The 20,468-nt window shown below is 51.1% G+C and carries 23 protein-coding genes; 7 read left to right on the top strand and 16 right to left on the bottom strand.

Translation table 11 applies throughout. From position 1 onward, the window contains the following. Positions 1–12 precede the first annotated feature (12 nt). Complete coding sequence (locus KNQ18_RS12905) at positions 13–1,233, top strand: MFS transporter (RefSeq protein WP_214725037.1); 1,221 nt, start codon at positions 13–15, stop codon at positions 1,231–1,233. A gap of 260 nt (positions 1,234–1,493) precedes the next feature. Here the strand turns inward: KNQ18_RS12905 and KNQ18_RS12900 are convergent, their stop codons facing one another. The 4 genes from KNQ18_RS12900 to KNQ18_RS12885 form a co-directional block, all read right to left on the bottom strand. After that, positions 1,494–1,976 (bottom strand): DMT family transporter, encoded by a 483-nt coding sequence (locus KNQ18_RS12900; protein ID WP_149426772.1) that lies wholly within the window; start codon positions 1,974–1,976, stop codon positions 1,494–1,496. Between the two features lie 12 nt (positions 1,977–1,988). Continuing rightward, positions 1,989–2,657: a Crp/Fnr family transcriptional regulator gene (locus KNQ18_RS12895; protein ID WP_023467006.1), complete on the bottom strand. Its 669-nt coding sequence runs from the start codon at positions 2,655–2,657 to the stop codon at positions 1,989–1,991. 15 nt (positions 2,658–2,672) lie between these two features. Further along, positions 2,673–3,101, bottom strand: a complete 429-nt coding sequence (locus tag KNQ18_RS12890; protein ID WP_050678968.1) for a DMT family transporter — start codon at positions 3,099–3,101, stop codon at positions 2,673–2,675. Between the two features lie 137 nt (positions 3,102–3,238). Beyond that, positions 3,239–4,177 carry an NAD(P)H-dependent flavin oxidoreductase gene (locus tag KNQ18_RS12885; RefSeq protein WP_214772179.1) on the bottom strand — a complete coding sequence of 313 codons (939 nt, stop codon included), beginning with the start codon at positions 4,175–4,177 and terminating at the stop codon, positions 3,239–3,241. Between the two features lie 91 nt (positions 4,178–4,268). On the opposite strand from KNQ18_RS12885, the gene KNQ18_RS12880 reads away from it, so the two are divergent. Continuing rightward, complete coding sequence (locus tag KNQ18_RS12880; RefSeq protein ID WP_035399020.1) at positions 4,269–4,808, top strand: gamma carbonic anhydrase family protein; 540 nt, start codon at positions 4,269–4,271, stop codon at positions 4,806–4,808. A 56-nt stretch (positions 4,809–4,864) separates the two neighbouring features. On the opposite strand, the gene paaX is transcribed toward KNQ18_RS12880, so the two are convergent. The 12 genes from paaX to KNQ18_RS12820 form a co-directional block, all read right to left on the bottom strand. After that, a complete protein-coding gene (gene paaX / locus KNQ18_RS12875) occupies positions 4,865–5,749 on the bottom strand; it encodes a phenylacetic acid degradation operon negative regulatory protein PaaX (RefSeq protein ID WP_023467002.1) in 885 nt (294 codons plus the stop codon). A gap of 73 nt (positions 5,750–5,822) precedes the next feature. Then, positions 5,823–6,590: an enoyl-CoA hydratase-related protein gene (locus tag KNQ18_RS12870; protein WP_215085082.1), complete on the bottom strand. Its 768-nt coding sequence runs from the start codon at positions 6,588–6,590 to the stop codon at positions 5,823–5,825. Next, a complete protein-coding gene (locus tag KNQ18_RS12865) occupies positions 6,587–7,795 on the bottom strand; it encodes an acetyl-CoA C-acyltransferase (protein WP_214806075.1) in 1,209 nt (402 codons plus the stop codon). The genes KNQ18_RS12870 and KNQ18_RS12865 overlap by 4 nt, the downstream gene beginning before the upstream one ends. Beyond that, on the bottom strand, positions 7,792–8,658 hold the full coding sequence (locus KNQ18_RS12860; RefSeq protein WP_058265571.1) for a 3-hydroxyacyl-CoA dehydrogenase: 867 nt from the start codon (positions 8,656–8,658) through the stop codon (positions 7,792–7,794). The genes KNQ18_RS12865 and KNQ18_RS12860 overlap by 4 nt, the downstream gene beginning before the upstream one ends. A gap of 74 nt (positions 8,659–8,732) precedes the next feature. After that, positions 8,733–10,241: an aldehyde dehydrogenase family protein gene (locus tag KNQ18_RS12855; RefSeq protein WP_214772175.1), complete on the bottom strand. Its 1,509-nt coding sequence runs from the start codon at positions 10,239–10,241 to the stop codon at positions 8,733–8,735. A 5-nt stretch (positions 10,242–10,246) separates the two neighbouring features. Next, positions 10,247–11,026, bottom strand: a complete 780-nt coding sequence (locus tag KNQ18_RS12850) for an enoyl-CoA hydratase/isomerase family protein (protein ID WP_023466997.1) — start codon at positions 11,024–11,026, stop codon at positions 10,247–10,249. Further along, complete coding sequence (locus KNQ18_RS12845; RefSeq protein WP_023466996.1) at positions 11,004–11,327, bottom strand: EthD family reductase; 324 nt, start codon at positions 11,325–11,327, stop codon at positions 11,004–11,006. The genes KNQ18_RS12850 and KNQ18_RS12845 overlap by 23 nt, the downstream gene beginning before the upstream one ends. Before the next feature lie 15 nt (positions 11,328–11,342). Next, positions 11,343–11,837, bottom strand: a complete 495-nt coding sequence (gene paaD, locus KNQ18_RS12840; RefSeq protein ID WP_149426766.1) for a 1,2-phenylacetyl-CoA epoxidase subunit PaaD — start codon at positions 11,835–11,837, stop codon at positions 11,343–11,345. Positions 11,838–11,851: 14 nt separating this feature from the next. After that, on the bottom strand, positions 11,852–12,637 hold the full coding sequence (gene paaC, locus KNQ18_RS12835) for a 1,2-phenylacetyl-CoA epoxidase subunit PaaC (RefSeq protein WP_149426765.1): 786 nt from the start codon (positions 12,635–12,637) through the stop codon (positions 11,852–11,854). Next, entirely contained in the window at positions 12,634–12,978 is a 345-nt protein-coding gene (gene paaB, locus KNQ18_RS12830) for a 1,2-phenylacetyl-CoA epoxidase subunit PaaB (protein WP_023466991.1), read from the bottom strand. The genes paaC and paaB overlap by 4 nt, the downstream gene beginning before the upstream one ends. Before the next feature lie 14 nt (positions 12,979–12,992). Beyond that, positions 12,993–13,964: a 1,2-phenylacetyl-CoA epoxidase subunit PaaA gene (paaA, locus tag KNQ18_RS12825; protein ID WP_087681930.1), complete on the bottom strand. Its 972-nt coding sequence runs from the start codon at positions 13,962–13,964 to the stop codon at positions 12,993–12,995. 18 nt (positions 13,965–13,982) lie between these two features. Beyond that, on the bottom strand, positions 13,983–15,260 hold the full coding sequence (locus KNQ18_RS12820; RefSeq protein ID WP_215085080.1) for a phenylacetate--CoA ligase family protein: 1,278 nt from the start codon (positions 15,258–15,260) through the stop codon (positions 13,983–13,985). Positions 15,261–15,591: 331 nt separating this feature from the next. Here KNQ18_RS12820 and KNQ18_RS12815 point away from each other — a divergent pair, with 331 nt between their 5' ends. The 5 genes from KNQ18_RS12815 to KNQ18_RS12795 are packed head-to-tail and all read left to right on the top strand — an operon-like array spanning position 15,592 to position 20,467. Beyond that, the gene (locus KNQ18_RS12815) at positions 15,592–15,993 is read left to right on the top strand and encodes a thioesterase family protein (RefSeq protein ID WP_214806067.1); all 402 of its coding nucleotides are present in this window, start codon (positions 15,592–15,594) and stop codon (positions 15,991–15,993) included. Between the two features lie 37 nt (positions 15,994–16,030). Continuing rightward, positions 16,031–17,173 (top strand): Glu/Leu/Phe/Val family dehydrogenase, encoded by a 1,143-nt coding sequence (locus KNQ18_RS12810; RefSeq protein WP_050678955.1) that lies wholly within the window; start codon positions 16,031–16,033, stop codon positions 17,171–17,173. A 13-nt stretch (positions 17,174–17,186) separates the two neighbouring features. Beyond that, positions 17,187–18,236: a pyruvate dehydrogenase (acetyl-transferring) E1 component subunit alpha gene (gene pdhA / locus KNQ18_RS12805; RefSeq protein ID WP_058265565.1), complete on the top strand. Its 1,050-nt coding sequence runs from the start codon at positions 17,187–17,189 to the stop codon at positions 18,234–18,236. A gap of 1 nt (position 18,237) precedes the next feature. Beyond that, positions 18,238–19,236 carry an alpha-ketoacid dehydrogenase subunit beta gene (locus tag KNQ18_RS12800; RefSeq protein ID WP_214806063.1) on the top strand — a complete coding sequence of 333 codons (999 nt, stop codon included), beginning with the start codon at positions 18,238–18,240 and terminating at the stop codon, positions 19,234–19,236. A 13-nt stretch (positions 19,237–19,249) separates the two neighbouring features. Beyond that, on the top strand, positions 19,250–20,467 hold the full coding sequence (locus KNQ18_RS12795; protein ID WP_214806062.1) for a dihydrolipoamide acetyltransferase family protein: 1,218 nt from the start codon (positions 19,250–19,252) through the stop codon (positions 20,465–20,467). Position 20,468: the final 1 nt, after the last annotated feature.

Below are 20,468 nucleotides of genomic sequence, written 5' to 3'. Positions count from 1 at the left end.
CGGAGGTGCCACATGCTGCCTATTGAAATGGATACGCAACAATCGCTGTTTAAAAATCGATCTTTTTTATTTTTATGGGGGTCCGGTATGTGCTCTGCCCTCTCCCTATCAACCTATCTGTTTGTTGAACAATGGTATGTCATCCATACGCTAAACCAGGCGTCATATCTTGGATTCGTCCTCATGGCCACCTTGTTACCCCGTATTTTTCTCATGTTATTCGGTGGCGTCTTATCCGATCGCTATAAACGTTCGACGATCATGCGCATCTCGAGCGCTTTACGAATCAGTTTCATTCTCTGTCTTCTCGCATTACTTCATACCGATCAGCTTACATTGCTGACGATTTTAGGATTCGCCTTTCTATTCGGTAGTGTGGATGCATTCTTTTCGCCGGCGAATGCTTCCTTACTTCCTACGCTCGTTCCGAAAGAACAACTCACTAAAGCCAATTCACTGATTCAGACATCTAATCAAATCGCCCTCTTTTCAGGTCCGATTCTTGGTGGAGTCATTCTCAGCTATTCTTCTTACTCGCACGTCTTTCTCGTAATTTTCGGGACACTCTGTCTGACGCTCCTTTTCACGTATGGTATTCGTGAATCTAAGATCAAGCGATCGCTTCAGCATTCAGCTCTCTTTGAACTAAAAGAAGGGCTGCATTACGTTTTTCACTTTCAGCAACTCAAGCAGACACTTTTTCTTGTCATCTGTGTCAATTTCTTTTTCTTTGGACCACTCTTACTCGGAATCCCCTTACTCGTTCATGATGTGCTCCAAGGAGATGCGATGGATTTAAGTTATATGCAAGGTGCTTATCAAATGGGAATGCTCGGAGGGGCGCTCTGGAGTGGTTTTACGCAAACGAAAGTAAATGGGCTTACCTCATCGGTCCGATTAATTGGCGCCTTAGGTCTGCTTCTCTTCCTGCTTAGTCAAGCGCAGCAGATCTTGTTGTACCTGATCATCCTGTTATCACTTGGTGTCCTTTCTTCGATCATCAATATTCGCTTCATTACGTTCATCCAGTCTCAGTGTGCGGAACAGACGATGGGACGTGTCATGAGTGTCGTGAATGCCGCGTCAAATGGTCTCATTCCATTATCTTACGCGCTCCTCTCGTTTCTACTGTCGTTTCACGTTTCGATCACGACAATCATATTGTACTGTGGTCTTCTCATTATTGTTCTCTCACTTTACTTCAGAAGACGAATGGTTCATCTATTCGATTGAGATCAAGTCACAACACATAAAAACATGCGAATCTCCCGATCGAATTAGCGGGAAACGCGCATGTTTTATTTAGTCAATCTAGAACGTGAGTGTTCATCCTCGACTCCTGCAGGGAAAGAAAGCGCGAGTCGCGCTTTCGTCAGGGTCAGGTAAGACCCGGCAAATCGCATAGAATGCGGGATGACGCGGCTTACCTCCCGCCTGCGGAAAGCGAGGATGACAGAAACGTTCGTCAGTCGATCGAACTAGTATCAGATTTTTTAAGAGACTTGCTTCGGTATATCCTTCGCCCTCTCTTCCGGCGCCACGACTTGATACCGCTTCAAGACGAAAATCCCACATACCATGACAGCGAGACCGACGAGTTGACCGAACGATAAATCAATTTGTGGTAAACCGAACCAGCCGAACGTATCGACAGCGAGAGCAAAGCTTAACTGCGAAATCAGAACGACAGAGATTGCGACGGACGGACCAAGTAACTGAATCCCACGCATGACACAAAAAACGACGCCGACACCGACAAGTCCACCAAACCAATAGAGTGGCGATACGTTTTGAATCTGTCCGATTGTTCCACCACGAAACAGAACATACGTGACACTTGCTCCGATGAAACCGACGAAGAAGACCAGCGTCGTCGTCGCCCAAGCGCCAAACGCGTCACTCATCCGAGCATTCAATACCGTCTGTAAACTGATTAACATCCCTGCAAACACGGCACACACGATGCCTATTATCATGTTCGTTCCTCCCTACTCATAGCTGTTGCCGTTCGCCTTCTCGCGAATCCGCTCCAGATCGACGATGATGATTTTCCCGCGTCGTCGAACGAGAATCTCTTCTTCACATAATTTCGTGATGATCCGATTGAGATGGCGATAACTCGTTCCAAGCCAGTCGGCGACGTCATGTAAGTTCGACGTCCGCATCTCCTGATAAAACAAACTGTCACTGGCTTCAGAAGCGATCGACAACAAATACCCTGCAAATCGCTCTTCAACTGTATACAACACATGGTGCGACGCTGATTTCGAGTCGGCATACCACTTCGCTGTGATCGTGCGTAATAAGAATTGCAGAAAGACGTTCGTTGTATTGTGCTCGCGTAAAATCGCATACGGTACGCTCAACACCTCGACATCGGTCACTGCTTCGACCGTATTCAGCACTTCCCGTTCATTGATGAACTCAGCGTCACCGATCACTGTCAGTGGTGTCTTGAATCGTAGAATCCGTTGTTTCCCTTCTGACGAGGCAGCAGATATCTTAACTTTGCCTGCGACGATGAAGTACATCCGGTCGATCGCTGCCCCTGTCGTACAGAGGAGTTCCCCTTTTTGGAAGGTTTCTTGACGCAACCAAGCGCGCGTCTCTTCCGTCAAAATCGTATCCAGTCCATACTGTTGAATGACGGTTTCCATGTTCATTTCCCCCCTTTAGGCAAGTGAGAAAATCGCAACTCCTGCAAGCATGAGACCCACACCAACCCACTGACCACGATTTCCTTGTTTTTTTAAGACACCGAACCATCCCTTTAAATCAATCACAAACGCACATAAAATCTGTGCGACGAGTAATAAACACATTGCCCATGTCATCCCGAGCGTTTGGATTGCTGTCAGTTCCGTTACGACGACTAGCACGCCAATCAAACCGCCGCTCGCATAAATCCACGGTAACTGACGGAAGCCACCGATTTTCCGATCTCGTACGAAACTGTAAATGACTAAACAACCCATCAGACCCACAAAGTGGACGATCAATACGGACAACCACGGTCCGACCCCTGTCGCAAGGCGCGCATTGAATATGCCTTGCAGGGCGATGAACAGACCGCTCATCAAAGCAAACACGACTCCTTGCACGTCATCTCCTCCTTTAATCTCTACACTAGAGTAGACCTTACTCGTACCCTACTTGAAAAGGACAAATGTCCCATTTTCAAAAAAACATGAAAAAACCCGCTGTCCACAAGTGGAATCACGGGTCCCTCACTATATGCTCATGTCGTAAAACGAGTAGTCGTTTGCTTCAGCTGTTCCTCTGCTTCCGTCATCATGCGCGTAAACAACTCCGCAACAGTCGGCACATCATGAATCAATCCGGCAACCAGTCCAGCGTTGACATACCCTTTCTCCTCATCACCCTTAAGAGCGCCCGTAATATGATACGACTCATTCGTCTGATCAAGAAAAGCAGCAGGTGTCTCTGCTGTGAGTCGTTCGACGTAAGGACCATCAAGGACACGTCGGACGAATCCGACGGAACGTCCGATGATGCGTGTATCGGTATCGGTCGCATCCATTAAGTGCGCCTTGTATGCCGAATGAACCTTCGCCTCTTCCGTCGCGATCAATCGTGTTCCGAGCTGGGCACCCGCCGCACCAAGTAACAGAACAGCTGCCAATCCACGCCCGTCACCAATCCCACCCGCTGCCAGGACCGGAATGTTGACCCGATCGACGAGTTGCGGAATCAAGGTCAGCGTCGTCAACTCGAGCGGTGAATTGATGCCTGCCGCTTCAACTCCCTCCGCTACGAGTACATCAGCGCCTGCTTGTTCTGCCTTTAACGCCTGTTTGACTGAAGCGACAACAGCGATCGTTTTGATGCCAGCAGTTTGAAGTCGCTCTATGTACGGTGCCGGATTTCCTGCCGACAAGGAGACGACCGGAATCTTTTCTGCGATCGCGAGATCAATCAGTGCTTCCGTATAGGGAGACACACGAATCGCGATGTTCAAGGCAAATGGTTGATCCGTCAGCATTCGTGTCTCGTGAATCCGCGACGACACTTCATCGACCGACAATGTCCCGCACCCGAGCGTTCCGAGTCCTCCGGCATTCGACACCGCTGCCGTGAGCGCCGCATGACTAATGTTACCCATTCCTCCTTGGATTAAAGGATATCGAATTTTAAAGAGCTCACAAATCGGAAACATATCTTTCCTCCGTTCTCGACTTCACTCACATGCTATACTGACATGGAATGAATAGCAGTTCATCTTATTATAGAAACGAGGTCATTCTGTTATGAAGATTCCGTATCAATCGATTCATCCGAACGTTGCCTCCGATGTATTCATCGCTCCTGGTGCTTATCTGATCGGAGACGTCACGATCGGTTCCGAGTCTACCGTCTGGTTCAACGCTGTCTTACGCGGTGACGAAGGACCGATTACAATTGGGAAACGATGCAGTATTCAGGACAACGCGACGATTCATCTCTATGAAGGGGCACCCGTCGTCATTGAAGATGAAGTAACGGTTGGACATAACGCAATTTTACACGGTTGCAAAATCGGACGTCGTTCGATCGTCGGAATGGGTGCGACCGTTCTTGATCACGCAGAGATTGGTGAAGAATGCATCATCGGGGCGAATACGCTAATTCCATCGGGAAAAGTTTTCCCACCCCGTTCGCTGATCATCGGCTCACCCGGTAAAGTCGTGCGTGAACTAACAGAAGCGGATCTTGCGATGATTCAGGAGTCGATTGATTCTTATGTCGATAAAGGATATGCCTTCCGAAACATTCTCGCAGAATCCGCTGAACAGAACACATCTGAATGACACGAATGCGGGGCGGATCAACTGATCCGTCCCGCTCTTTTCATTCGAATAAATCTTCACCGCTCTGCAAACAGCGGGTGTTCCGCCGCGTCGTACGAGGCACTGCGTTGGGACACATCGTGCGTCTCTTCAAAGATCGATTCGAAGAACCGACTCGCTGGTTGTGCGAGCAATCGGTAATATTGTTCGAACAAGAGCGCCGCATGATGTCCGCTCCACGCATCTGGTAACAGTTCTTGCGGTAATCCGGGATCCGTGAATAGAAACTTCCGGTATTCATGTACGAGCATCGTCCGTTCGACGAAACACTGTTCATCCGTCATTTCTCCGAGTTGGAGCTGACTTTGATGGACGATGTATTGCCGGCTGTAATCCGTGATGAACGTCTCGTAACGCTCCTGCAATTCTTCCAGCGGGAACGCACGCTCGACGAGGGATTGATCCTGCTTCGGACCGTGGTATTCACCGACGAAGAAATCGACATACTCTTCGATCTCGTACGACGCGATCAATCGTTCCGCCTCTTTTTCAAGTGGGTTCGGTGAGATCCAAACCCCATTCGATAAGTTACCAAACCCACTCCACGTCAGTTCTTTGCGGAGCTCATCACGAATCTGGCGTTTATCCTCCGGAATCGTGTACATCAGCGTCCGCCACTTCCCGTCCCAGTCGTGCGGTGTTGATCTGTAGATCCGGCGTGCGGCCTCCTCCATCCGTTCCACCCCACGTGGTGTCAATGAATAGAAGCTTTTATTTCCTTGTTTCTCGGAGACGAGCCAGCCTTGTTTAACCATTCGGGACACAGCAACCCGAACGGCCTGTTCGTTATGTCCGAACTCTTTGACGAGTCGAATTAAACTCCCGACCCAGATTTGATTGCCGTAATGGCGAATGTAATCGCCGTAAATCGTAAAGATCATCGATTGGGTGTTCGCACTCATGGTATTCACTCTCTCTTCAGTCGTTCATAGTGTGTATCGTTAGTATACGGGTTATTTCAAACGTCGACCATCCTCATCTTCCTTCAAAGCGTGGTGGTCGTTTTTCAGCGAAGGCTTGTAGCGCTTCCTGACGATCAGCCGTCGGAATGACGACTTCATAAGCCTCTGTTTCGAGCTGTAGTCCTTGTTCGAGTGAGACATCCCGCCCTTGATCAATCGCTCGCTTCGCTTGGCGCAAGGCGATTGGTCCGTTCTGTAACATCTGATTAGCAAACTCAAAGCACGTCGTCATCAACGCTTCCCGGGCAACAACGGCTGTCGCGAGTCCGTACCGTTCTGCTGTCATCGCATCGATTTTTTTCGCCGTGAAGATCAATTCCTTTGCCCGCGTCTCCCCAATCAGTCGTGGCAAGCGTTGTGTTCCACCGGCTCCTGGAATGATCCCGAAGCTGGTCTCCGTCAAGCCGACGAGTGCATCCTCGACGAGAAACCGGAAATCACAGGCAAGGATCCACTCGAACCCACCGCCGAGCGCGTGACCGTTGACGGCTGCGATTGTTGGTTGCGGCAATTGTGCGATCGACGTAAAGACGTTGCGGATCGCAAGGACATTGCGTCGGACTTCTTCTTCGTTTAAATGCACGCGTTCTTTTAAATCGGCACCCGCACTGAATGCTTTCCCCGTTCCCGTAAACAGGATGACCCGCGCTTCCGGGTCGACTGATAACGCATCGACCTGTTCTTGCAAGGCGACAAGCGTCGGATAATCGAGACAGTTCAAACGTTCCGGGCGATCAATCCGGACGATTGCGATATAGCCTTCTCGTTCTAAGTGAATCATACGAGTCCCTCCCGATCGACGACGAGTGCGATCCCTTGTCCGACTCCAACACACATCGTCGCGAGACCATACGTCCGGTTCGTCCGGCGCATCTCATGCAATAATGTCGTCAAAATCCGAGCTCCACTCGCACCGAGTGGATGACCGAAAGCGATCGCACCACCGTTGACGTTAACCTTTTCGCTTGGTAAACCAAGTGCTTCGATACAGGCAAGACTTTGAGCCGCAAACGCTTCGTTCAACTCGATTTGATCGAGCTGTTCGACCGTCAACCCTGCCCGCCGGAGAACTTTTTCCGTCGCGTCAATCGGTCCGATTCCCATGATGGCAGGTTCAACCCCAGCCGTCGCACTCGCCCGGTAATACCCGAGTGGCGTCAAACCGAGTTCGTTCGCTTTTTCTTCACTCATCAATAAAAGTGCCGACGCACCGTCGTTGACACCAGATGCATTCCCCGCCGTCACGGTACCACTTGGGAATAACGGACGAAGTGTCGCCAGTTTCTCACGCGTCGTCTCAGGACGAGGATGTTCATCACGGTCAAAGACGCTGACGTTGCCTTTCCGGTCCGTTTGTGTGACCGCAACCAGTTCGTCCGTGAAGCGCTCTGCCTCGATCGCTCGTTTCGCGCGTCGTTGGCTTTCAAACGCAAAGTCGTCCTGCGCTTCTCGTGAAATCCCGTACTGACGGGCGACGTTCTCGGCTGTCTCCGGCATCGAATCCGTTCCGTATTGATCTGCTAAACGATCATTGACGAAGCGCCAACCGATCGTCGTATCGTACATCGTCTGATTGCCACGTGGGTTGGCCTGATCCGGCTTCGCGAGAACGAACGGCGCACGCGTCATGCTTTCCGTTCCACCAGCGATATAGATATCACCTTCACCTAAGGCAATCCCACGCGCTGCCGCGATGACGGCATCCAGTCCTGATCCACATAAGCGATTGATCGTCGTACCGGCGACTTCGACCGGTAGACCAGCTAGTAGTCCCGACATCCGGGCGACGTTACGATTGTCTTCTCCCGCCTGATTCGCATTGCCGAAAATGACTTCCTCGATCGTCTTCGGATCGACTTTTGGATTACGCTCAAGCAACGCTTCGATGACGCGTGCTCCTAAATCATCCGGACGAACCTGACGCAACGCGCCGTTATAGCGACCGATCGGTGTCCGAACGGCATCGATGATGGCGACCCGTTTCATGATGTCACCTCGCGATTCGTATAATCATAGACACCACGACCTGTCTTACGACCGAGTCGACCCGCTTTGACATACTGTTCGAGTAGTGGTGCTGGACGGTATTTTTCGCCGAGCTTCTCATGCAGATACTTTAAGTTGTGGAGCCGAGTATCAAGTCCGACCAAGTCCCCGAGTTCGAATGGTCCCATCGGGTAGTTTAAGCCGAGTTTGATCGCTTTATCGATCTCTTCTGGTGTCCCGAGTCCTTCTTGTAACATGTAGAACGCTTCGTTTCCGACGAGCGCACTGATCCGCGAAGTCACGAACCCAGGAAACTCACGGATGACGACCGTTTCCTTCTGCATCTGACGCGCTACCTGTTCAAGAGCTGCAACCGTCTCATCCGATGTCTCAAGACCACGAACGAGCTCGATCAGTGGCATCAGATGGACCGGATTGAAGAAATGCATCGCCATGACCCGGTCCGCCCGGTTCGTAAAGGACGCGATTTCCGTTGGACTCATCGTCGACGTGTTCGTCGCGAAATAACAGTCCGGACGTGCATTCGCTTCTAGCGTTTCAAAGACTTGCTGTTTGATGCTGAGTTGTTCCGGTACTGCTTCAATGACGAGATCCGCTTGTTGTGCCGCCTCAGCTAGGTCGGTCGACAGATGCAGTCGATCGAACAGTCCCTCGACCTCATTCGCGGACATCTTCCCTCGCGTGATTCCTTTCTCTGCGATGCGTTCGAGTTCTCGATAGGCACTTTCGACATATTCTTCTTTAATATCAACGAGTGTCACCTGAAATCCGCGGTGTGCTGCAACGTACGCAATGCCACGTCCCATGACGCCGGATCCGACGACGACGATTTGTTCTACCATCTGAATTCCCCCTTATCCCCTGTGCTGTTAAAAAAGGCTGGACTTCCCGACGGAACTCCAGCCTTCCCTCTTGCTTATAGTCCGAACGGATTGAGTGGACGACTGCCGTAATACGACAAGATACTTTTTGTTTCCGTGTACAGATCAAGCGTCTCGATACAGAGTTCTCGACCGAAGCCCGATTGTTTGTAGCCACCAAACGGTGTGCCCGGGAAGGCAGAGAACGGACAGTTGACCATGACGATGCCGGCTTTGATTTGATTCGCGACACGTGTCGCTTTCGCGCCATCTTTCGTCCAAACGGCTGAGCCGAGTCCAAACGATGTATCGTTCGCTAAACGAATCGCTTCTTTTTCATCTTTGAACGGCATGACGACGACGACCGGTCCGAAGATTTCTTCATTGACCGCTTTCATCTCGTGCGTGACGTCCGTGATGATCGTCGGTGCGTACCAGAAGCCTTTTTCGTATCCTTCTGGTGCTGTCGCGTGACCTCCTGTGACGATCGTTGCGCCGTCCGCTTTCGCCGACTGGACATATCCATCGATGACGTCGACCTGTTGTTGATCGATGATCGCTCCAACGTGTGTCCCTTTATCAAACGGATTACCGAGGACGAGTTGTTTTGTCTTCGCGACGAACTGCTCCATGAACGCTTCGTAGATCTCTTCGTGGACGTACAGGCGCGAGCGCGCTTCACACGATTGACCACTGTTATAGAAGATTCCGAACAATGAACCATCAACAGCTGCTGTCACGTCCGCATCTTCAAAGACGATGTTCGGTGATTTTCCACCGAGTTCGAGTGTGACTCGTTTTAACGTCTCGGACGCACGTCCCATGATGTCTTTACCGACTGGCGTCGAGCCCGTGAAGGCGACTTTATCGACGTGAGGATGCTCAACGAGATGGTTGCCGATCTCGCGTCCGGATCCAGGGATGACGTTGACGACACCTGCTGGTACACCAGCTTCTAGACAAATCTCACCGAGAATGATCGCTGTCAATGGTGTCAATGTCGCTGGTTTGACGACGACCGAGCAACCGACGGCGATTGCTGGTGCGACTTTCCAAGCTGCCATCATTAACGGATAGTTCCACGGAATGATTTGTGCACAGACACCGACCGCTTCTTTTTCCGTATAGTTATGGAATTGTCCCGGTACGTTATTGACGACACCACGGTGACCGACGATCGCACCCGCATAGAACTCAAAGTCTTCAATCGCTTGCGTGACTTGTCCTTGCGCCGCTGCCAGTGATTTCCCTGTATCAAGAATCTCCAGTTCGACGATTTCGTTGAAGCGGGAACGCATGATGCTCGCAACCTTATTCAAGACTTGTGCCCGACGCCCGACCGGCCACATCTTCCACTTCCCGTGATCAAACGCATCGCGTGCCGCTTGAACGGCGCGATCGGCGTCTTCCTTCGATGCTTTTGCGACTTCCGCGATCACTTCGCCCGTTGCCGGATTGTATGTTTTGAACGTCTCGCCTGTTGCACCCTCGACTTGTTCGCCGTTGATGAGCAAATGATAGACGGACCGTTTCATTTCAAGTGTTTTTTCATGTACTGTCGACATTGTATTCACTCCTGTTCCTGTTGATTGAAAATCGGTGATCGTTTTTCGAGAAATGCTTGCATGCCTTCTGTTTGATCGGCTGTCGCGAACAAGAGATAGAAGTTACGGCGTTCGTGCTCCATCCCATCCTGTAACGATAAATCAACGGCTTTGTTTGCTGCGTCCTTGATCAGTCGCAACGCCATGCTCGGTTGATTCGATAACCGCTCTGCCATCGCCAGCACCGTCGCTTCGACATCAGCCGTCACCCGGTTGATGATACCGAGTCGTTCCGCTTCCTCTGCCTTCATCCGGTCTCCGGTGAAGAGCCACTCGAGCGCTCGCGTCCGACCGATGCATTTCGTCAAGCGCTGCGTCCCGCCTGCTCCTGGCATGACGCCGAGTCCGACTTCCGGGAATCCGAACTGTGTCTCGGGATCGGCGTAGATTAAATCACAAGCGAGTGCCAGTTCAAAGCCGCCGCCAAGGACGAAACCGTGGACACCCGCGATGATCGGCTTTTTGATTCGACTGATCCGGTCCCAGTCTGCGAACGGATCGAGGAGTTCCATCGAGATCGGTGTCGCCTCGAGCATCTCCTCGATATCGGCGCCCGCTGAGAACGATTTTCCGTTTCCGGTCAAGACGATGACCGTCACCCGTTCGTCTCGGTCGAATGTCTCCATCGCCTCGACGATTTCCCGGACCATCGTTCGGTTCAGCGCATTGTATCGTGCCGTTCGGTCGAGTCGAATCCGACCGATCCGATCGACCATTTCCGTCTTAACGTACTGTTGTGTCGGCATGGACATCTTCACCAATCATCAATGTGACGAGATCCCCCGCAAAGCTCATCAAGTCTTTCCCAGACGCTTTTCCTTCGAGCGAACGCATGCCTGCTTGCATCGCTTCCTGACTTTCATAGACCATCTCGCACATCAAGTAATACTTTCCGTCTCCGCCCATTGGTGAGCCGACGATTTTCGTGACATTCATTTCTTGCAGTCCTGGAATTTTTGCTGTCAATGGACCATGGACCTCAAAGTAATGCTGATCGAATGCTTCCTTGTTTTCCGGATGTTTGTACAGTGCGATTAATTTTGCCATATTGATTACCTTCCTTCACATGAGAGTAGAGACGGGTTTCATCGCCTCGAATGGATTTTTACACGATTTACAGTAGAGAATACTTCGACATGCTGTCGGTCCGAATAAGTTTTCCATCGTCACATACGTCGATCCACAATACGGACAGTCAATCTCCCACTTCCCTTGCTCAAACCGAGGAGGAGCGATACCGAATGCCTTCAATCCTTGCATGCCTTGTTCCGTGATTCGGTCCGATGTCCATGGTGGATCAAACCGGAACTGGACGTCGACCTGTTCGACATTTGGAATCACCTGCAAGGCAGATTCGGTGTTTTTTTTTATGATTTCAAGCGCCGGGCAACCGAGGAACGTCGGGAGAAGCGTGACGCGCACCAGGTAACCATGCTCTGTCGCTTCCGCGTCCATCGTCTCGACCATGCCAAGATCTAAAATACTGACGCTATCAATTTCCGGATCCTTCACCCCGTTCAGGGCTTCCCGGATTGCATCCTGGAGTGTCGTCGTCATGCTTCCCTCTCCTTTCACCACGTCGCCGTCTGATCAATCAAGTAAACTTCTCCGAGTGTCGCAAGCGCGTCATTCAAATCTTCCGTATGATCGCCGTCCCGCCCGTTACGCGTCATCTGCATTTCCGGAAGCGTCACGTTCAATTCGACGAGTAACGGTGTGATCGTCTGATACCAACGATCGAGTAAAATGCCTTGCCCTTCGATCAACCGCATCTCTTCGATCAATTGACCGTGTTCGCCATAATCGAACATGTCACCGAAGTCATAGAGGACTTTTTCTAGGGCTGCATCCATCTTCTGTCGCGCCGTCTCCGTCGATTGATAAAGCTGGGTAAACCACGTTTGCCAGTGCAGCAAATGATAGTACAGCTCCATGTTGATCTTGATGGCAGCCGTAGCGAGTGGCTCATAACTGCTCGACTTCAAAGCATCAATCCGGATCTTTTTCGCGACCGTGTAGCAATAGTTCCGTACGACGGCGAATGCCCAGTCATATTCAGGCTTCTCCATGTAGTAGCCAGGTCCGTTGACACGTTCGACGAGAATCGAATTCTTCCGTTCATGCGCTAGTCGGACATGAGCTAATGCATCAGCATTTCCTTCGCCGAGTTCTTCGAGGAGTTGGTAATACATCGCCGCGTGTCCCATCGAATCTTGCGCAATCGAAGACGAAGCGACGTCCTCTTCGATATGCGGTGCGAGTCCGAGCCATTCCGAACCACGATACGCGTAAAGGAAATCATCATCCGCGAGTTGATAGAGTAAGGAGGCGAGTGCCGTCCGTTCTTGTTCCGTCATTTGGAATCGCCTCCTTGCCAAGACATGATCTCTTTTTCATCGAGCATCTGTTGCTCGTAATGACGCCATTTTTTCTTCAAGTAGCCGTACCCTTTCGTTGTCCGGTAGTCCTTATTATCAAGGCGTTGGAGCATCTGCTTCTCATCGGGTGATAAACCACGGATATCTTCGCGTTTGACGACCCAGATGTCGACGACCGGTTCCCGGCGCATAAAGTTTTCTTGCGCCATCAACAGTGCCATCTCCTTGTTCGGAGCGAGCAAGCTGAATTGATGGGTGAACGCCGCGTTCGGCGTCCGTTTGCTAAAGACTTCGAATTCGTGATAAAACGTCTCGTTCATCGTACCTTCCCCTCTCATGCCTTCGTTTCAGCGAGTGCATCCCGTACCCAGGCGTTATTTTCATAAGATGTCCGGCGCAGGTCCAGTCGCTCTTTCGAACGTGGTCCTCCCCCTTGGATGATCGTCTTGAATTTTGTCCAGTCTGGCTGTGCATATTCCCACTGCCCTGTCTCTTCATCAAAACGTAACGTCGGATCTGGAATGACGAGTCCGAGTGAACGAATCCGTGGTACGTACTTCGTAAAGAAGTTTTGCCGTAACTCTTCATTCGTTTTCGTCCGAATCTTATAGGCGATCGTCACGTCCTGTTTCGATGTCCCGGTCGTCTCTTTCGAGGCTGGTCCAAAGAACATCAACAAGGATTCCCACCACTCATCCAGTGATTCCTGAATCATCGCCCGCTGTTCCGGTGTTCCTTCCGCGAGTGCCATGATGATCGACTCTCCGTGTTGCGCATGGAAGACCTCTTCCGCACAGATCCGTTGTAAAGCCCGTGCGTAAGGTCCATATGAAGCACCGAGCATGTTCGTCTGCGTGATGATCGCCGCGCCATCGACGAGCCAACCGATCATCCCGGCATCGGCCCATGACCGCGTCGGCATGTGGAAGACGTTGTGGAACTTCAATCGTCCCGTGAACAAATCATCCATCAAATCCCCGCGTGTCTTGCCATATGGCTTCATCAAATCCTCGACGACACGAAGTAACAGTTGTCCATGCCCCATCTCATCCTGGACCTTCGCCATGATGCCGAGCTTCCGGCGAAGTGATGGTGCTTTTGGAACCCACTCTTTTTCCGGAAGTGCACCCATGATTTCACTAATACCGTGCATCGAAATCAATTTAATCAGCGTGTCCCGGTAAAAAGCAGGCATCCAGTCATCGGCTTCGATTTTTTCACCTTGCTCGATCCGCTCCTTAAAGCGAGCCAATTTTTCCTCTTCCGTCAGTTGGACGGGTTCGAACAGTTGTGTTGCATCATACATGCTAGTTCCTCCTTTGAATCAGACGAGTGATGTCGAGCGTCGATCAACGATCCGAACGGCTTTCCCTTCCGATCGTGGTAACCCTTGGTGCGGGTGACAGACGAGATCAATAGAAATGAGACATTCCGACTTGATGGCGTCACATATCGAACGCATTTGTCGCTCCGAGATGTTTTCGAATTCGATATGTAGCTCAACGGCATCGAGTCCTGCTTTACGCACGAGATGAATTTGATAATGCGGCGTCACGTCCGGCTGTTGGAGTAAGACCCGCTCGATTTCTGACGGGAAGACGTTGACCCCTCGGATAATCAGCATGTCGTCCGTTCGCCCTTTGACACGTGACATCCGTGTCGTCGTCCGACCACAAGCACACGCTTCGTGCGTGATCGATGCTAAGTCACCTGTCCGGTAACGAATGATTGGAAGCGCTTTCTTTTTCAAGCTTGTAAAAACGAGTTCCCCGACCATGCCATCTGGTACCGGTTCCCCCGTAACGGGATCGACGACTTCCGTAATGAATAAGTCATCCATGATATGCAGACCTGCCTGCTCCTGACATTCCATCGCGACACCTGGTCCCATGATTTCACTGAGTCCATAAATATCAAATGCCTGTAGATCAAAGGCCTGTTCGAGTGTCTGCCGCATCTCTTCCGACCAGGGTTCAGCTCCGAAGATGCCGTAACGCATGCTTGTCTTGCGTGGATCGATCCCCCGTTCGATCATGCGTTCTGCTAATCGCAAGATATAAGAAGGTGTCCCACAGATGCCATCTGGTCGGAAATCCTCGATTAACGTGATTTGGCGATCCGTGTTGCCACCGGAAATCGGCAAGATTGTCATGCCTAGTTTTTCAGCACCTGCATGAAGACCGAGTCCACCTGTGAACAGTCCGTAGCCGTATGCATTGTGCAACAAGTCAGCTGGTGAACCACCGGCTAAGACTAAGCTCCGTGCTACGGCATCTGCCCAGTCGTCTAAATCTTCTTGCGTATACCCGACGACAGTCGGTTTACCACTCGTACCAGACGAGGCGTGAATTCGGGTGACCTGTTCTCGTTCGACGGCAAATAGCCCGAACGGATAATGATCGCGTAAATCTTGCTTGCGTGTGAAGGGAAATTTTCGTAGATCTTCGATCGTTTGAAAATCATGTGCCGTCATCTGCAATGTCTGCAGACGTTCTTGATAGAACGGGACGCGCGTGACGTGTTCCATCGTTTGACGTAATTGCTCCATCTGTAGCTGCTCCCGCGTTTGCGCATTCATCGTTTCGTGATGTTGATCGTACATACCTGCACCTCCTCATCATGTATACAATAATTAAACGGTCGTTTATTTTTAGTTATATGTTTAACGTACGATACGTTCACAATGTTGTCAATCTTGTTTTGTTAAATGCTCCCAAACGATTCTCACTTTATCACTTCAACGCACTTTATCAGTAAATCAATTGGTTTATAAAGCTATTTTCTATGATTGAGAGTCTTTTTTTGGAAAATATTTCTGAAATGATTTGCTCATTTTGTAACGGGTTGATAAAATATCGTGTGACAAGTGTTATACTATTTTTGGTAAGACCACTTGATTGAATGAGGATTCGTTGTAGTGAAGGGGGATCACGATGAAGCCAGGTTTAGCTGTCGGGGATACAGCAGAGATTCAAGCGGTCGTCTCGCAAGATATGTTTGCACGGTTTGAAGGTCAATTGGTTCATCCCGCATACTCGACCGTTTCGATGGTCTACCATATGGAATGGGCAGCACGTCAACTCATCCTGCCTTACTTAGAGGCAGACGAAGAAGGTGTCGGGGGTGCGGTTTCGTTGAAGCATCTTGGCATGGCAGCTGAAGGCGCACGATTGATCGTGACCGCTACAGTAACACGCGTCACAGCACGTCGCGTTGACGCTGACATTGAAGTCCGAGACGGACAATCGATCATTGGAATAGGAGAAGTGACACAATTCATTTTAGAAAAAAGCCGGATTCAAGAAAAATTGCAAGTGAATGCTCCAACAAAATGAAAGCGCTTACTTATATTTGATAGAGGAGGACTCTACTATGAACATGTTAAACCCATCTACGAATCCAACGCTCTCGATCATGGAAAAAATCGCGGGTCACGAACAAGTCGTCTTTTGCAACGATCCTGTCTCAGGGTTACAAGCGATCATTGCCATCCACGATACGACGCTCGGCCCCGCTCTCGGTGGTTGCCGCATGGCGCCTTACGCTTCTGTCGATGAAGCACTTGACGATGTCCTCCGCCTGTCGCGTGGCATGACGTATAAATGCGCTGCCGCTGATGTTGATTTTGGTGGCGGTAAAGCCGTCATCATCGGCAATCCGGCAACGGATAAATCACCAGAGCTTTTCCGCGCCTTCGGTCGTTTCGTTGATTCGCTCGGTGGACGTTTTTACACCGGAACGGACATGGGCACGACGATGGATGATTTCGTTCACGCTAGCCGAGAAACGTCACGGATCGTCGGCATTCCGGAAGCCTTTGGCGGGAGTGGTGATTCATCGATTCCGACGGCTGAAGGCGTCGTCTACGGACTGCGGGCGACGATCGAGATGTTATTCGGTTCGGACGACTTAAGTCGCGCGACTTATGCGATTCAAGGACTTGGAAAGGTCGGCTTCAAGGTTGCAGAACAACTGTTACTCGCCGGTGCGACGATTTATGTTTCAGACGTCAACGAAGCAGCGCTCGCAGCAATCGTGACCCAAGCCGAAATGGCACCTGGCACGGTGCGCGTCGTCTCGCCTCACGAAATCCATTTAACAGACGCTGATATTTTCGTTCCATGTGCATACGGCGGTGTCATTCACGCTCAAAACATCGCGCTCTTACCGTGCAAAGCCATCTGTGGTTCGGCGAACAATCAACTTGCAGATGAACAGCTCGCTCACGTCTTGATGGATCGCGGCATCTTGTATGCACCAGACTATATCGTCAACGGTGGTGGGTTGATCCAAGTTGCTGACGAACTGTACGGAGCAAATCATGAACGGGTTCTTCTGAAGACGCGTCACATCTATGACGCCGTGCTCGAAGTCTTCAAGGAGTCGCAAGCAGAAAACATCACGACGGTCGAAGCAGCGAACCGGATGTGTGAAAAACGGATGCAGATCCGGGCGAAACACAACAACATCTTCACGAATACGACAAAGCCAAAATGGGATATCCGTAACCACTGAAGGAGGGACTGACATGGAGCAACATTTTCCGATTCAACGCATCATCGATGAAGAAGGTCGTATCATCGACGCCTCAAAAGAACACGATCTGACGAAAGAGCTCGCCCTCACCCTATATGAACAGATGCACCGGATCCGGACGTTCGACCGGAAGGCGATCAACTTACAACGCCAAGGGCGCCTCGGCACTTATGCACCGTTCGAAGGACAAGAGGCGGCGCAAGTCGGTAGTGCACTGGCGTTGTCAGAGCAGGACTGGTTATTCCCGACGTACCGAGATCACGGTGCGACGTTGACGTTCGGTGCCGACATGGTGCGGACGCTTCTCTACTGGAACGGTCGTGTCGAAGGTTGCGTGCCATCTGAGAAACACATCTTCCCTCCTGCCGTACCGATTGCGACGCAAATTCCGCATGCCGTCGGTGCCGCGTGGGCGGAAAAACGAAAAGGTACGACGAACGTCGCGGTCGCCTACTTTGGTGACGGGGCGACGTCTGAAGGCGACTTCCACGAAGGGATGAACTTCGCGAGTGTCTTCCAAGCACCAGTCATTCTGTTCAACCAAAACAATCAATTCGCGATTTCTGTTCCGATCGAAAAACAGATGCATTCCGAAACGATCGCACAAAAAGCGATCGCCTACGGGATGCCAAGCGTCCGAATCGATGGGAACGATGCATTTGCCGTCTATTTCACGATGCAAGCAGCCGTTGCGCGTGCCCGTTCTGGCGGTGGACCAACATTGATTGAAGCCGTCACATGGCGATTTGGTGCGCATACGACAGCAGATGATCCAACGAAATACCGTGATCAAGCTCGCTCGCGTGACCGGGTCGATCCGCTCGATCGACTTGAACAGTTCTTAAAACATCAAGGCTACTTTGACGAAACCTGGATGCAACAGCTGCAGGAACGGCACCAGGCAGAAATCGAAGCGGCAGTAACTGCGATGGAGCAATTCAAGGCACCAGACGTCAATGATCTGTTCGACCATACGTACGCGACCTTACCGGTTGATGTCCAGCAACAAAAAGAAGCGTATCTGCTAGCAAGGGGGAAATGAGATGGCAACACCAATCAATCGTCAAACAGAGATGACACTCGTTCAAGCTGTCACGGATGCCCTGCGGACAAAATTGTCGGAGGATGAGACAACCCTCGTCCTTGGAGAAGACGTCGGAAAAAACGGTGGTGTCTTCCGAGCGACGGACGGCTTACAGGAAGAGTTCGGGGAAGACCGGATCGTCGATACACCGCTCAGTGAAGCCGGCATCGTCGGTACGTCGATCGGTCTTGCCATCAATGGCTTTAAACCGATCGTCGAGATTCAATTTCTCGGCTTCATCTACCCTGCCTATGAACAAATCATGACGCACGTCTCCCGGATCCGGATGCGAACGATGGGACGGTACAGTGTGCCGATGGTCATCCGTGCGCCTTATGGTGCCGGCATCCGGGCCCCGGAAATCCATTCCGACAGCACAGAAGCGCTCTTTACATCGATGCCTGGTCTCAAGGTCGTCTGCCCGGCGACGCCATACGATGCAAAAGGGTTATTGATTGCTGCGATTGAAGATCCAGATCCCGTGTTGTTCCTTGAGTCGATGCGCAGTTACCGCTCATTCAAAGAAGTCGTACCGAGCGAATCGTATACCGTTGAAATCGGAAAAGCGCGCTGCGTCAGCGAAGGGACGGACGTGACGTTGATCGCCTGGGGAGCAATGGTTCAAGTAGCCCAAAAGGCAGCAACGGCTGCTCAGGAACGCGGCATCACTTGCGAAGTCCTCGACTTACGAACGCTTTATCCGCTCGACCGGGAAACGATCGCTGCTTCCGTTCAAAAGACGGGTCGTGCCGTCATCGTTCATGAAGCCGCAGCAATGGGTGGTCTCGGTAATGATCTCGTGACGTTGATCAACGATACGGCGTTTCTTTATTTACGGGCACCGATTGCCCGCGTGACCGGTTTTGATGTTCCGGTTCCACTGTTCGCCCTAGAAGACCATTACATTCCGACGCCAGAACGTGTCCTTGCGACGATTCAGCGTACGGTCGAGTTTTAAGGAGCTGAATGCCATGATCGAAGTTAAATTGCATGATGTCGGTGAAGGAATGACAGAAGGTGAAATCGCCCATTATCTCGTTCAAGTCGGAGACCATGTCACGACGGATCAACCGGTCGTCGAAGTCGCGACCGATAAGATGGTCGCCGAACTACCGGCTCCCGTCTCCGGAATCGTCAAGGAAATCATCATCCCGGTCGGTCAGACAGTGCAAGTCGGTACGACGTTATTGCACATCGAAGCAAGTAACGCTTCCGACATGCCAGTCGCGGTAACACCTGAAGCGTCGCCCGCTCCTGAACCAGCATCGGTTGCTGTCACCGCCCCACCTGTTCAAGTTTCTCCAGCAAAACGGGTCCTTGCGACACCATATACACGAAAAATCGCTCGTGATCACGGGATTGATATCGAAACTGTCACGGCTTCCGATCCATCAGGTCGCGTCTCGGAGGACGATGTGCTTCGCTTCGTCCAGACTGCTACTGCTCCACAAGAATCAGTTGCGCCGATTATTGAAGAGGTCACGTACCAAGAGACCTCACCGGAAACGATTCCGTTCCGCGGCATTCGCAAGCAAATCGCGAAAAAAATGACCCAGTCGCTGTACACGATTCCCCATGTCACTCACTTCGAAGAAGTCGATATGACGCGTTTGCTTGCACTACGTGCCGAATGGAAAACAGCTGGACGAAACATCAACATCAACGCCTTCTTCATTAAAGCCTTGATTGTTGCCTTAAAAGAGTATCCTGTCTTTCATGCCAAACTCGATGAAGCAAATGCATGTATTCGATTAGAGCAGGATTTCCACTTTGGCATGGCAACCGAAACACCGGACGGGTTGATGGTTCCGGTCATCCGTCATGCCGATCAGCTCTCACTGACGGAACTGCATGAACAATTGGTCGCGTTGCAACAACGTGCTCAAAACGGTGCCTTGCGCGCAGCGGACTTAAAACCAAGCACTTTTACGATGAGTAATGTCGGTCCGCTCGGCAGTACGGGAGCAACACCAATCATCAACTATCCGGAGACAGCACTGATTGCTTTCCATAAGACGAAAAAACGAGCCTGTGTCGATGAGAATGATCAAATCGTCGTTCGCTCGATGATGAATTTGTCGATGTCGTTCGATCATCGTGTCGCGGACGGGGCAACGGCTGTTGCCTTTACGAACCGATTCGTGTCACTGATTGAACATCCGACTACCCTACTTTTGGAGTTGATCTAAC

Source organism: Exiguobacterium sp. s78, from assembly GCF_018618985.1.
In the GTDB taxonomy this organism is placed as follows: Bacteria; Bacillota; Bacilli; order Exiguobacteriales; family Exiguobacteriaceae; genus Exiguobacterium_A; species Exiguobacterium_A abrahamii.
This window is presented reverse-complemented; position numbering and strand designations above follow the sequence as displayed.